This window comes from Paraburkholderia sp. HD33-4 (genome assembly GCF_021390635.1).
GTDB lineage: Bacteria > Pseudomonadota > Gammaproteobacteria > Burkholderiales > Burkholderiaceae > Paraburkholderia.
This window is the reverse complement of record NZ_JAJEJS010000003.1, coordinates 1,319,444-1,332,523: the sequence shown is the minus strand read 5'-3', so window position 1 is coordinate 1,332,523 and position 13,080 is coordinate 1,319,444. Positions and strand designations below refer to the sequence as shown.

Annotated in this window: 14 protein-coding genes and 1 pseudogene; 10 read left to right on the top strand and 5 right to left on the bottom strand. The window is 59.5% G+C overall.

Annotation, left to right across the window (positions count from 1 at the left end; translation table 11 throughout):
- Nucleotides 1-54: 54 nt before the first annotated feature.
- Nucleotides 55-231 carry a hypothetical protein gene (locus tag L0U84_RS40630; RefSeq protein ID WP_233859380.1) on the bottom strand — a complete coding sequence of 59 codons (177 nt, stop codon included), beginning with the start codon at nt 229-231 and terminating at the stop codon, nt 55-57.
- 165 nt (nt 232-396) lie between these two features.
- Here L0U84_RS40630 and L0U84_RS43930 point away from each other — a divergent pair, with 165 nt between their 5' ends.
- Nucleotides 397-639 carry an H-NS family nucleoid-associated regulatory protein gene (locus tag L0U84_RS43930; RefSeq protein WP_267940147.1) on the top strand — a complete coding sequence of 81 codons (243 nt, stop codon included), beginning with the start codon at nt 397-399 and terminating at the stop codon, nt 637-639.
- A gap of 663 nt (nt 640-1,302) precedes the next feature.
- Here the strand turns inward: L0U84_RS43930 and tnpC are convergent.
- The gene (tnpC, locus tag L0U84_RS40615; RefSeq protein ID WP_233859378.1) at nt 1,303-2,895 is read right to left on the bottom strand and encodes an IS66 family transposase; all 1,593 of its coding nucleotides are present in this window, start codon (nt 2,893-2,895) and stop codon (nt 1,303-1,305) included.
- Nucleotides 2,896-2,924: 29 nt separating this feature from the next.
- Nucleotides 2,925-3,143: an IS66 family insertion sequence element accessory protein TnpB gene (gene tnpB / locus L0U84_RS40610; RefSeq protein WP_049789866.1), complete on the bottom strand. Its 219-nt coding sequence runs from the start codon at nt 3,141-3,143 to the stop codon at nt 2,925-2,927.
- A 300-nt stretch (nt 3,144-3,443) separates the two neighbouring features.
- Between tnpB (L0U84_RS40610) and L0U84_RS40605 the strand changes: the two genes are divergently transcribed.
- Entirely contained in the window at nt 3,444-3,641 is a 198-nt protein-coding gene (locus tag L0U84_RS40605; protein ID WP_233847938.1) for a hypothetical protein, read from the top strand.
- On the top strand, nt 3,619-5,712 hold the full coding sequence (locus L0U84_RS40600) for a recombinase family protein (RefSeq protein WP_233847935.1): 2,094 nt from the start codon (nt 3,619-3,621) through the stop codon (nt 5,710-5,712). The genes L0U84_RS40605 and L0U84_RS40600 overlap by 23 nt, the downstream gene beginning before the upstream one ends.
- A 12-nt stretch (nt 5,713-5,724) precedes the next feature.
- Here the strand turns inward: L0U84_RS40600 and tnpB (L0U84_RS40595) are convergent, their stop codons facing one another.
- Both tnpB (L0U84_RS40595) and tnpA read right to left on the bottom strand, forming a co-directional pair.
- A complete protein-coding gene (tnpB, locus tag L0U84_RS40595) occupies nt 5,725-5,892 on the bottom strand; it encodes an IS66 family insertion sequence element accessory protein TnpB (protein WP_442794115.1) in 168 nt (55 codons plus the stop codon).
- Entirely contained in the window at nt 5,889-6,305 is a 417-nt protein-coding gene (gene tnpA, locus L0U84_RS40590) for an IS66-like element accessory protein TnpA (protein WP_233859369.1), read from the bottom strand. The genes tnpB (L0U84_RS40595) and tnpA overlap by 4 nt, the downstream gene beginning before the upstream one ends.
- 1,052 nt (nt 6,306-7,357) lie before the next feature.
- Between tnpA and L0U84_RS40585 the strand changes: the two genes are divergently transcribed.
- The 7 genes and pseudogenes from L0U84_RS40585 to L0U84_RS40555 all read left to right on the top strand — a co-directional run bounded on the left by L0U84_RS40585 (nt 7,358) and on the right by L0U84_RS40555 (nt 12,817).
- The gene (locus L0U84_RS40585) at nt 7,358-7,498 is read left to right on the top strand and encodes a hypothetical protein (RefSeq protein WP_233859367.1); all 141 of its coding nucleotides are present in this window, start codon (nt 7,358-7,360) and stop codon (nt 7,496-7,498) included.
- 272 nt (nt 7,499-7,770) lie between these two features.
- Nucleotides 7,771-8,385, top strand: a complete 615-nt coding sequence (locus tag L0U84_RS40580) for a hypothetical protein (RefSeq protein ID WP_233859365.1) — start codon at nt 7,771-7,773, stop codon at nt 8,383-8,385.
- A 410-nt stretch (nt 8,386-8,795) separates the two neighbouring features.
- Nucleotides 8,796-10,268, top strand: a complete 1,473-nt coding sequence (locus L0U84_RS40575) for an ISNCY family transposase (RefSeq protein ID WP_442794054.1) — start codon at nt 8,796-8,798, stop codon at nt 10,266-10,268.
- Between the two features lie 159 nt (nt 10,269-10,427).
- A pseudogene (locus tag L0U84_RS40570) lies at nt 10,428-10,812 on the top strand (DUF1016 N-terminal domain-containing protein); the annotation flags it as partial.
- A 291-nt stretch (nt 10,813-11,103) separates the two neighbouring features.
- Entirely contained in the window at nt 11,104-11,394 is a 291-nt protein-coding gene (locus L0U84_RS40565; protein WP_233859363.1) for a type II toxin-antitoxin system CcdA family antitoxin, read from the top strand.
- Nucleotides 11,394-11,717, top strand: a complete 324-nt coding sequence (locus L0U84_RS40560; protein WP_233859362.1) for a CcdB family protein — start codon at nt 11,394-11,396, stop codon at nt 11,715-11,717. Before L0U84_RS40565 ends, L0U84_RS40560 begins: the two co-directional genes overlap by 1 nt.
- 149 nt (nt 11,718-11,866) lie before the next feature.
- A complete protein-coding gene (locus tag L0U84_RS40555; RefSeq protein WP_233859361.1) occupies nt 11,867-12,817 on the top strand; it encodes an oxidoreductase in 951 nt (316 codons plus the stop codon).
- Nucleotides 12,818-13,080: the final 263 nt, after the last annotated feature.

The following is a 13,080-nucleotide window of genomic DNA, read 5'->3' as shown; positions in this document are numbered from 1 at the left end:
GCCCAGTCCCCGGGAGGGACTGGGCTTTATGTCGTCGCTCATGCTGGAGAGGTTTTAGCGACTGGCCACTTCGACGACGCGCTCATGCTGCAACGTCTGGCCGACATGGTCCGCCACGAAAATCGACAGGCCGCCGAAGATGAAGAGGAGGGTGGTGATGAACGCTTTCCTGGTGTTAGCCTTGGATGCGAGTTTGCCCGAGTGGTAGTTTTTGGGTGCAACGTCGATCATGATTGTGCTCCGACTAGGGGTTTTGTGATCCATTGGGGATCGGGATCGGAGCAGTCATATGTGTTTCTCTTTTTTTAGAATCTTTCTATTGGACGAATAGTCTTCCCAGCGCATTGGATGTAGAAGGGCGCGACTCTATTCGCACAACACAGCGAGGTATCCGGGATGGCTAATCAGAACGAAAGCAAGCTGGCACAGTTGAATGATCAGCTCGCAGCACTGCAAATCAGGATCAAAGAGGAAGAAGTCCGGGCGCGCGAAGAAGCACTCGTGACGATTCAGACGAAGCCTGTCGCAGTCGAGGCGAAGTATCAGGATCCGAAGACGGGCGCCACGTGGAGTGGTCGTGGTCGTCAGCCGTTCTGGATCAAGGGAAAGAAACGCGACACGTTTCTGATCGAAGGGTAAGTGGGGGACCGCTAACTTCGCGGCCGTTATTTGTAGAAAGTCGGACTTGTTCAGACAGACAATGTCAGATCACTGGACTCAGTTCGTCCAGTCGGTCGCCACGTAACCCTTACCCGGATCGAATGTCGCAGACACACTCTCTACTTAGGTAGAAATACTGTCTTCAGTTCACAAGACGTTACGTGTCGAGCAAGGCTATAGAGATCATCAGTATCGCCCCATCTTACGTCAAAGTAGGTCCAAGTTGCAGTGAAAGTAACTTCCCCAAAATCATTTTTGGTAAATACGCTTTTCTGCAGACTCCTTGTTCCATTCTCTACATGGCATGTGTATCCGCTCCCGACGCTGCACATGGGGCCGCCGAGAGCGGGTGTTATTTCATTGGTCGCATCCCATTTAGTTGGCGCGTACGTCTTTGGCACTCCAAATTTACCTAGCAAGTTCTGTAAATAGGCATCGTAGCGTTCCCCCGAACAAGTCGAATTAACATCTTCGACTGATTCACCTTTCTCTGCCAGCGCGCCACTAGCTGACCGGTGCGCGACGCTATAAGTGACGATCGCGTCCTTCGTCACCCCGGCTTCCGTGAGCGTTTCAGACACTGACGCGTCTTTCAGTCCGTAAGCGCTGCACCAGCGACGTCTTGACTGGAGATTGTGATCTTCAGACTGCGGCGCGGAGTTGATCGGCGATGACCCACGGTGCGAGTTCGTCGATGCGGTTGATCGCATGGTCGGCGATGCGTGCGAGCACGAAGCGCAGATATGCCTCAGGATCGATACCGTTCAGTTTTGCGGTGCCAATCAGGCTGTAGATGGCGGCGGCACGTTCGCCGCCAGAGTCTGCTCCCGCGAACAGATAGTTGCGGCGACCAATGGCCACCCCACGTAGCGCGCGCTCAACTTGCAGGTTGTCGATTTCGAGCTGGCCATCATCGCAATAGCGTGTGAGCGCTTCCCACCGGTTCAGCGCGTAGAGGATCGCCCGACTCGTGTCCGATTTGCGCGAGAGCGTTGCCAACATCGTTGTGAGCCACTCATGGAACTGATCGATTAGCGGCCGCGCATGCGCCTGGCGATGCGCACGGCGTTCGTCGGGCGGTTTGCCCCTGATTGTTTCCTCAATCCTGTATAGCGCGCCGATACGTTCGAGCGCTTCGGTGTTCAACGCATTGGGGCGCGCTGCGTGCAATTCATAGAACTGTCGTCGAGCGTGCGCCCAGCAAGCCGCCTCCGTGACGCGCCCGGTTTCGTAGATGGCCTGGTAGCCACCGTACGCGTCGGCTTGCAGCGTACCGCTGAATGACTCGAGGTGCTGCTGCGGATGGATGCCCTTGCGATCCGGCGTATAGGCGAACCACACCGCCGGCGGCGTCATGTTGGCCGATGCACGATCATCGCGCACGTACACCCACAGGCGACCGGTCTTCGTCGTGCCATTGCCCGGTGCGAGCACTGGAACCGGCGTGTCGTCGGCGTGCAGTTTCGTCGCCGACATCACATGACGACGCAGTGTTTCAACGAGCGGCTGCAGCAGCGTCGCCGCGTGACCGACCCACTTCGCAAGCAGTGAGCGATCAAGCTCGACGCCTTCTCGCGCGTACATGACCGACTGCCGGTAAAGCGGCACGTGGTCTGCGAACTTCGAGACCAGCACGTGTGCCAGCAGCCCGGGGCCGGCGAGACCGCGTTCGATGGGACGACTCGGTGCAGGTGCCTGAGAGATGTGGTCGCAACACACGCACGCAAACTTCGGGCGCACATGACGGATGACCCGGAAGCTTGCCGGTACGTACTCAAGCTGTTCCGCGACGTCTACGCCCAGCGACTTCATCTCGCCACCGCACTCCGAGCACTTCCCGGCAGATTCGGGCAAGTACGTTCGGAGCTCGCGCGGCAGATGTTCTGGCAGTGGCTTGCGCGGTGCCTGTTCCACAGCCGTGCGCGGCGCCTTCGGGATTTCGACGGGCGCCGCGCCTTCGTCGGCCTCAAGCTCTTCGAGGCGCAACTCGAGTTGCTCGATCTGATGGTCCAGCTTCTCCGATTTGCGACCGAACTGCATACGACGCAGCTTGGCAATGAGCAGCTTCAGGTGTTCGACTTCGGCTGCACGTGAAGCCAACGCGGCTTGTTGCGAGTCGACCGTTTCCTGCAGTTTGAGCACTTGAGCGTCGCGCTCGCGCAGCGCCGCCTCCTGGCTGAGCAGCATGGCCTTCAGCGTTTCGACATCGTCGGGAAGTGGGCTCGCGCGCGTCATGCAGGCAGTTTACGCGCGGGCAACGACGTTTACAACGCCGAGGTCGGTCGTGCCGTTCTCGTCGGTTGCCGCCAGTCGATGCCTTCGAGCAGCATCGACAGTTGCGCCGGGCTCAGGCAAATAACGCCACCGTCGGCTTGAGGCCATACGAAGCGCCCCTTCTCGAGTCGCTTCATCAGCAGGCACATGCCATCGCCGCTCCACCACAACACCTTGAGCAGGTCGCCAAGCCGCACGACATTCAACATACCGATCACAAATCGTTGTGATCGCATACCGCTGGCACCCTGCCTATGGCCAGGAATACAGACTGGTCCGCCGTACAGGGCGTCGTGGGAATCAGATGGTTCATCTCGACGTTCCACAACAGATCTCCCGCGAATTGCCAGCGTGGATGCTCGATGCGTCGGCATGCTCGGCAATGTCACTCGGCGAGCCGCAGGTGAGCGCGGATGCGCTGGCCCTCCTATGCCGCATCCTGTCTGACCGGAAGCGCCACTGCGACGCAGGAGGATCATCGGAACCTCTGTCAACGGAGGGCCATTCCGATGAGACGACCGCAAAGAGAACCCGGCGTACAACTTCCGCTGGAACTGCACCGAGACCCAACGTTCAACGCAGACATTGTGGGGAATCGACGGGAGGAAGTGATCGAAGCGCTCGCGGCACTTCTGCTGGAAGCGCTGGGCAAACCGGCGAACACCAACGACCCAGGAGATCGCGATGAGCCAGAAGATCTCCGCTGAACATCTCTGCCGAGGTGCGGTAGTCTACGTCCGGCAGTCAACCATGAGCCAGGTAGTGGAGCACACGGAGAGCCAGAATCGTCAGTACGCGCTCGCCGAATCTGCACGGGCCATGGGCTTTGCTTCGGTAATAACCATCGACGATGATCTTGGACGTTCAGGGTCCGGCAGTATCGAACGGCCCGGATTCCAGAAGCTGGTCGCGTCAGTGTGTGCAGGATCGGTCGGCGCCGTGTTCTGTCTCGAGGCCTCGCGACTTGCGCGCAACGGCCGCGATTGGCACCATCTCATTGATCTTTGCGCACTGGTCGGCACGGTCGTGGTTGATCACGACGGTATCTATGACCCCAGGCTGGTCAACGACCGGCTCCTGCTGGGACTCAAAGGCACGATGTCGGAGTACGAACTCAGTCTGCTGCGTCAGCGCGGCATTGCCGCCCGTGATTCGAAGGCTCGGCGCGGCGAATTGCGTTTCGCGCTACCTCCGGGCTACTGCTGGAACGAGCTTGGGCAGATCGAGATCGATCCAGACGAACGGGTTGCGGAGGCCATCCGGGTGCTCTTCCGTAAGTTCCGCGAACTCGGCAGCGCACGTCAGGTGCTGCTATGGGCCATACAATCGGACGTCAAGCTGCCCGTCACGCGGCACGGCCCAGCCGGCGTCCGGATCGAATGGAGTCGGCCTGCATATCACACGGTCGTCCAGATCCTGGAACATCCGGTTTATGCTGGGGCGTATGTGTTTGGAAGGACGACCCAACGCACTGCCGTCGTCGACGGACGGGCTCGTAAGACTGAAGGTCACTCCAAGCCGATGAAGGACTGGAGCGTCCTGTTGCGAGACCATCATCCAGGGTATATCACGTGGGATCAGTTCGAGGAGCATCGAAGGATGATCGCCGAGAACACACACATGAAGAAGCGCGCTTCCCGCCGATCTGCTCGTGGCGGACGCGCATTGCTGACTGGCCTGGCGCGATGTGGCCGGTGCGGTCGAATGATGCGAGTCAACTACGGCATGAGAGCCGGCCACGCGCATCGCTATTACTGCCGCGGCGACGAAGCACATGTCGGAGCATTTCGCTGCATCGGAATCGGTGGAGTACGTATCGACAAGGCGGTGGCGGCCGCGATTGTCGAAGTGGTTTCGGAGCATGCGGTGGAAGCGGCCATTCGTGCTGCACAGCAAATATCGCGCGCAGATGACGATGTGCGTCGTGCGTTGGCCTGTGAGCTCGAGGAAGCACGCTACGACGCATCTCTCGCCGCACGCCGGTATGAGGTTGTCGATCCGATGAAGCGGTTGGTTGCACGCGAGCTTGAAGCGCGCTGGAATGCGGCCCTCGAGCGTGTCGCTCACCTCGAAGAGCGCGCAGCGCTTCTGGACCGCGAGGTTGCAAGCCGGCCCGCGATCGACCAGACACAGTTGATGACGCTCGCGCACGATCTCCCGGCGACGTGGAATGCGCCGGGCACCGACATGCGAACAAAGCAGCGGCTGACCCGTATTCTCATTCTGGAGGTCGTGATTGATCTGGACGACGACACGAACGAAGCTGTCGCCACGGTTCATTGGACCGGTGGCCGGCACACGGAGCTGCGCGTCGCACGCGTGAATGTTGGTCGATATCCGTCCAGCCAACACTTCAGTGCTGTTGAGGTCATGCGCAAGCTTGGTGGTCAGTGGCCGGACAGGGAGCTTGCGGTGACCATGAACCGCATGCGATGCAAATCGCCAGACGGCAAGACCTGGACCACGGTTCGTGTTACCGAAATGCGTGAACGGCTGGGCATTGCGCCGTTCGATCCAACGGCGTCGCATGCGGAGACGATGAGCGTGGAAGAGGCCTCACGGCGACTGGGAATCTACGGAAGCTCGATTCACCGCCTGATACGTGAGGGAATACTGCCTGCGACCCAACTCATGCCCTCCGCGCCCTGGCAGGTGCCTGTTGCTGCGCTCGATTCCGAAGCCGTCAGGGAAGGTGTACGGGCCATCAAGGAAAGGCGACCGCCTCACTTCAAGGCCCGACAGGAAGCAGAGAAATCACTCAAGCTGCCTGGTTTCTAACCAAAGGATGCACTATGTCACGAGACTCCCGCGTTTGCCGCGAAACACAAAGACGTGCCCGCAGAACGGATCCCGTTCAAGCACGGTCTGCACCTTGGCGGCGAGACTGTTGAATCCGGCCCGCATGTCGGTCACGCCGGCAGCCAGCCACACACGCGTGCCGGCAGGAAGGCCGATCACGCGTCAGCCTCCGCTGCGGTACGCAACGTACGCAACACGACACGCAGCGTGGCTGCGTCGGGCGTGCCCTCGATACGAACGCGTGCGATGCCGACGCTAATCTCAATCACGCCCGCGATGACCGGCTGAGCCTTGCTCGGCGACTGAACGGGCAATACAGCCTCGTCCTCGATCGTGCGGTCCTCGTGTACCACTTCTACCGGCAACAGTGTCGGCGGCTCATACTGTCCCGCTTGATAGGCCCGGCGCCATTTGAATAACAGGTTCGTATTGAGCCCGTGTTCCAGCGCCAGTCGTGCGACCGAGACACCCGGTTCACACGCCAGCTTTGCGAGTTCTCGCCGAAACTCGATCGGGTGGTTGGGGGTACCTTTACGCGTGCGCCTCGCTGCTGTTGCTATCTCAGGTGACAAAGTAGTCTCCACCACTCGTATGGTGGGGCCTACTGTGTCCACTTTGGCGTCATAGGTCTAGACGGTACAAGAGCAACGCTTACTTCAGTCCAAGAAAATCCTGCTGATATGAGATCGTTAGTCCCGGTGAGGTTTGAATGGTTCGAAATCCAGGAACATCTGCCTGAGCTTCCTCTAACGTGCTGTTGATCGGAATATTCAACAGTCCGTCAAGCGTATTTTTCGGGGAGGGGGGGGAGGTGGTGGCAATGGCGGCCGTGGCTCTGCTACGGGCTCGCTTGCCCCAATGGCTACCGGTACCTGGGACACTGCAGAACCTGATGATGCAGGAGTTCGACGCTGTTCGCCCGGACAGCCAAGGCATACAGTTAGTTGATTGTCCTTCCATCCGATCTGAAGTTTATTCGTCAAAACAAGGGCCAGTGCGACAAGTAAAAGCGTTGCCAAAAAAGTCGCGACGATGGCGACGACAACTCTGTTCCGCAGCGCTGCCGCCACCACATCCCAAAGCGTGAGGCCAGTGCTTGACTTTCTTGCATCTTCGTTGTCCTGTTCGTTCGCCACAAAGCCTCCGCGGAGATTTCGTAGTTAGGCAGCATTCAGGTAAAGCAGGCGACCCTCGCCTAGGATCAACGAACACTGATCATATTTCTTTTTGCGTCAAGTTCTGTGTTTTCTTTTCCGTGCCGGGCACGAGGGTGAAATCACGGTCTCGAGCGACTGTTCCCAAATGCCAGGTTTGCGACCGGTCTGCGGCGCGTGGAGTGACGGGCGAAGGCTCCGGACACGCCTAACAGGCAACACAAGTTGCGGAAATATAAAAAAACCCAACACGCCAACCGGTGCATTTGCCCCCTAACTTTGCCCACGTTTTGTCCTTTGGCAGGCACACCTTTTTCCACGCCTTGCCCCATAAGGCCGAGCGTGAGTTAGCACGATGTTTGCGGTGGTCATCCTGCGTTGGCTGGAGATGTTTTTATTGGTTGCAGATGTTTATTGGCTACGCATGGCCAAAACATTGGCCGGACGAACCCCTTGCAAGGAAAGCCATGATGAAGCAGATCATCGAAGCCATTCGGGCGTTAAACGCCCTGTGCCTCACTCTCCAGCAATGCGACTTAGGGGGGCGATACCTGCTGGGTCTGGTGGCGATCATCGCGATCATCTACGTGCTTTACTGGGTCCAAAAATGACCCTCTCCCGCACGCGCGTAGGCGTAAGAAAGTTAGCCCTGTCCCTTAGGGACAGGGCGGGGACGTCCGCGCGATAGGCGCACCTCAAGTCGTCGACGCCGCGCTGCACGTTGATATCGACCACCTCACGGGCGAGCGGCAATAGTGATTTTGGCGGATGCAAGCCCTGTCCTGACCTAGCATTTAGATGATATCGGACCGTCAATAGCGCGATCATCGCTGGTGCTGAATGAGGCTCTGACTGTATGTAACAGCGTGGTCGGAGGTTGGAAATGTCAAATGTCCGACTGACTCTAACGAGAATCCTAGTTTGCGGCGCATTATCATTCGCCACATGGTCTCATGCAGCCGTTGACGCAATCGTCACGGCTGCAAGCGACCAGCACATTCTGGGGGTGCCGGAAAATGACCGCCAGACCTTGGCACAATTGTCGACCGAATATCAGGATAACCCGGGCCAAGAAACCCTTGGATTTGTTTACCCGCACCCCCCTCCGCGAATGCCTCCGCCACATCGTTCTGCAGCACCGGCGCCAGTTGTTCAGCCAAAGCCTCTGTTCGACGAGGATGCCTTTGTCACGGAGCACGAGCACTTGGATATTCCGAACTACTTCCTCGAGACAAAAGAGGCGATCTCCGACTGTTTCGACGCGCTCTACTCGACCTGGCTGGACGAGTACGTATTATCAAATGACTACGAAGGGCTGATTGGCCTTGTAGTCCTCGAAGGGAAAACGACGGCCCTGATCGTATCGGGCTTTTACAAACCGTTCAGCGGAGAAGGAACACTACTCCCGCTTGTTGACAAACGCGTCATGACGGTAATTGCGCTCGCGTTGACCCCATTTGTCGTAGAAGAAGTAGGAACATCGCTGGTCGCACTGTAGGCGGTCAGCTACTGGATGGGGCAGTTTGTCAAATACTCCTCGAAAGACCTGACTTGGGCGATTACTGTCGCACCACATCTGCTCGCCGAGCGACTCTTCGTTAGCAGCCCGCCAAAGGAGCGCGAGGAGCCGCCGGTGGTCCCGTTCGAGATGAAGGGGCATCCGCGTGGCTTTATGTACGAAGAGAAACCGGCGGAGTTCTGAAACGACAAACACCATTGGCGCTGATTCAAGAATGACCGGTGGATCAGCATCATCGCGAAATTCACTAAGCTTTTATTGAATTTGACATAATCTTAATTATCCACGTTTATGATGTAGGTCCCAAATAGAAATGTCGGGTTTCCGCTAAATAGAAATGTCGTGTTTTGGGTAGTTTGACTGCCGGACATCCGCTCAGGGAGCCGGCGATGAACGCGACTGGGACGATCACGATGACGATGCGTGAGATCGATCGGCTGAAGGTCATTCAGGCCGTGACCGAGTTCCGGCTCAAGCCGGGCCAGGCCGCCGAACGCCTGGGGTTGAGCGTGCGCCAGATCGAACGGCTGGTGTTGCGTTACGGCGCGGCCGGCGTGGCCGGGCTGGTGTCAGGCAAGCGTGGGCGTGCAGGCAACCACCAGCTGCCTGCCGGCAAGGCGCAGCGGGCGCTGGCGCTGATCCGCGAACGCTATGCGGATTTCGGGCCGACGCTGGCGCGCGAGAAGCTGCGGGAATGTCATGGTATCGAACTGGCGGTCGAAACGGTGCGCACGCTGATGATTGCCGCGGGACTGTGGGTGCCGCGCAGGGATCGCCCGCCGAAGGTGTACCAGCCGCGTAATCGCCGTGCCTGTCTGGGCGAACTGATCCAGATCGACGGCAGCGATCACCGCTGGTTCGAGGACCGGGCGCCCGCCTGCACGCTGCTGGTATTCATCGACGACGCGACCGGACGGCTGATGACGCTGCACTTCACGGCGACGGAGTCGACCTTCAGCTATTTCGAGGCACTGTCGAAGTATCTGGGCGCGCACGGCAAGCCGGTGGCGTTCTACAGCGACAAGGCCAGCGTCTTCTACGTGAAGCAACGCTCGGAGACGGCGGGCAAAGGCGTCACCCAGTTTGGCCGGGCGCTGTATGAGCTCAATATCGACGGATTCTGTGCCAACACGAGCCAGGCCAAGGGACGCGTGGAACGCGCGAACCAGACGCTGCAGGACCGGCTGGTCAAGGAGCTGAGGCTGCGCGGCATCAGCACGCGGGACGCCGCGAATGCGTATGCGCCCTCCTTCATCGCCGACTTCAACCGGCGGTTCGGCAAGCCACCCAGGAGCGACTACGATGCACACCGGCCGCTGCGCGACGACGAGGATCTGCGGCAGATCCTGGCCTACCGTGTCCCGCGCAGGATCTCGAATGCGCTGACGGTGCAGTACGATCGGGTGCTGTACCTGCTCGATGACACACCCGTCAGCCGGGGGCTCATGCATGAATATGTCGAGGTCGTCGAGTATCCCGATGGCGTGATCGAGGTGCAGGCCCGTGGCGAGGTACTGCCGTACCGGCAATATGACCGCATCACCCATATCGATCAGGGCGCGGAGATCGAGAACAAGCGCCTCGCGGGCGCACTGGAAGTCGCCCGCCGGGTTCAGGCCATCCGCGACGATCGCCGGGCAGCGGGCTCCCCATCACGCACGCACTGCGGCGAGCAGGTCCAGGCAAAGAAGGCGCTGATCGGGCTGAAGAAGCAGCGCGCAATCGAGGTCGCCGACCTTAATCAGGCGATTCTCGAAGTCAGCACAAAAATGAGGGACGGACGGGGGGCGGCTTCGCCGCCCCACCCCAAAACCTTGAAAAAAGACCGGAAACAGCGAGAAAAACCCGACATTTCTATTTAGCTGGCACCACGACGTTTGAACTTAGCGGGGACATATGATGATGATGGGGGCGATGCTTTAAATCGCCAGACTTCCACGCCGGTTACGCTTGTCGATTCCCGGCTCCGTCAAGATAAATTCCCGTTAAGCGCGATCGCCGGCGCCCACACGACCAAACGCATGACCAAGGACAAGAGCGCTCCCGCATGGGCTGAGGATTATCGCCACTGGTTTGCCGATCTCAAGCAGCGCGTCGAGCGCGCGCGGCAGCGCGCCGTGGCCAGCGTGAATCGCGAACTGGTCACGCTGTACTGGCAGATCGGCCACGATATTCTCGACAGGCAGCAGCGACAAGGCTGGGGGGGCCGGCGTTGTCGACCGGCTCGCGCGCGACCTGAAGGCAGCTTTTCCCGACATGCGCGGCTTCTCGCCGCGCAACCTCAAGTACATGCGCGCGCTGGCACAAGCCTTCCCGCGGCCGGAATTTGTGCAACAGCCTGTTGCACAATTACCGTGGTCACACGTCGTGACACTGCTGGACAAGCTTAACGACGACGCGCCTCGATCCCGGCATCCGTGAACGCGGTTACCGTGACCAACTGTTCAGCGGGAACGTCCAGATCGTGGATGATCCCGAGACACCCGTCCTCTGCCTCCAGATTCATACTCGCCAGTTCGTCCTGCCAGTCCGCCGGCTCTCCGTCGCTGTAAGGCGGGATATGTGGTGCTCGCGCGCGTACGGTGCGGCCAGATCGGGTGCCCCAAGATTTCAGGGACAGAAAGCCATGTGGAGCCTATGTCCAAGTCGAGAAGTCTGGCAAAATATGCGCATGATTTGAGCACATCGGAGATGCACATGATTAATGCACCTGTGGCGCAACCGGATATCGTCAAGCGTGTCGCCAAAGCACATGCCCCGTCAAAGGTTACGCGCAAACCCACCAACGTTTCGCTTCCGACCGATTTGCTCGAGCGCGCCAGGGAACTGAACGTCAACGTGTCGAGGGCAAGCGAACGCGGCTTGCGCGAAGAGGTTCAGGCCGCCGAGGCTCGCGTCTGGGCGGAAAAGAACGCAGACTTCATCGCGGAAATGAATGCGCGAATTGAGCGCGACGGCTTGCCCCTGGAAGAACATCGGATGTTTTGATGTCGCGATTTGATCTTTACAACAACCCCTCGGCAAGATCCAGGGCCGCGTCGCCGTTTCTGCTCGACGTGCAAAGCGATCATCTCGGCAATCTCATATCGCGCGTCGTCGTTCCCTTGACGCGCGTGGCCGGCAACTACACCGGCAGCAAGGTTGCGCAGGATCTGTCGCCCATCATTGATATCGAGGGAGAACAGTTTGTGCTGGAAACGCCGCTGCTCGGCGCCATCAGGACAAGCGAACTCGGCTCTGCGATCGGTACGCTTCGAGATGAACAGAATCGGATCGGTGCCGCGCTCGACCGTCTATTCGGCGCTTACTGATCCGCGGTGGTCGGTCAGTGATTGCTGACGCCTTCGAACCCAATTCGGCACTGATCTCATGCGACGATCGCTGAGGTTATGCCAAATTACACGTGCCGGCTCGTGGGCGACATTCTCTCCGGCCGACGCCCTGACCCCGGCGAGCGCCAATGAACCCAAACAAGCCATGGACCATCGACGACATCCCGCCTCAGCACGGCAGGCGCGTCATCGTCACCGGAGCCAACAGCGGCATCGGCTATCACACCGCCGCGATCCTGGCTCGCCAAGGCGCGGATGTCGTGCTCGCCTGTCGTGACGAACGGCGCGGCGCCGATGCGCTCGGCCGCCTGCAGCACGATCTGCCCGCGGCCCGATTGCGCCTTGAACGGCTCGATCTCGCAAGCCTTGCTTCGGTGCGTGCCTTTTGCGAGCGCGAACTCGCGCAAGGCCGGCCGCTCGACATCCTGATCAACAATGCGGGCGTCATGGCGCCGCGTCGGCGGCTCGAAACGGTCGACGGCTTCGAGTTGCAGTTCGGCACCAACGTCCTTGGGCATTTCGCTCTGACGTGCCTGCTGTTGCCCGGGCTCGAAATGGCGGCGGCAGCATCCGCCGAGCGGCCACGTGTGGTGACGCTTGCCTCGATCGCACACAAGACGGGGCGGCTCGACTTCGACGATCTTCAGGCGACGCGTCGCTACGGGCCGATGATCGCCTATCGGCAGTCGAAGCTCGCCAACCTCATGCTCGCGTTCGAACTCAATCGCCGGTTGCGCGCCGCGCGATCGCGCGTGCTGTCAGTTGCCGCGCATCCCGGTGTCGCCAGTACGAATCTGTTCCGTGCCGAGCATTTTTCCGCAAGCCCGCTGCTCCGCTCCGCACTGGGCGGACTGATCGATACCCTGTTCAACAGCGACCGGGCCGGCGCGCTGGCAACGCTCTACGCCGCCACGGCGGCCGACGTCGTCGACGGCGGCTACTATGGTCCGCTCGGCTTGTTCGAAACACGCGGTCAACGCGTGGGACCGGCAAACGTCGCCAGCCAGGCAAGCAACACATCCGATGCAAGACGCCTCTGGCAGGTGTGCGAATCGCTGACCGGAACGGCGATCGGATAGCGCATCGCCGCGGCCGCGATTCACACTTCGTCGACTTGAAGCCAGGCTCGCTGATTCGGCCGCGCGCTGCGTGATCGTTTAGGGAATTTCCCTGGCGCGCTCATTTTCCCGTTGCCCGGTTATCCTTCAACGCTTTAATGTAAGCGCTAACATGCCATGCTTCCACAGAGTTCCCCTTATGTTAGACATGTCATCACCAAAAAACACCGGAAAATGTAATCGCTAACATGGGACCGCAGAACCGGCCATCCGTCGCTCGGATC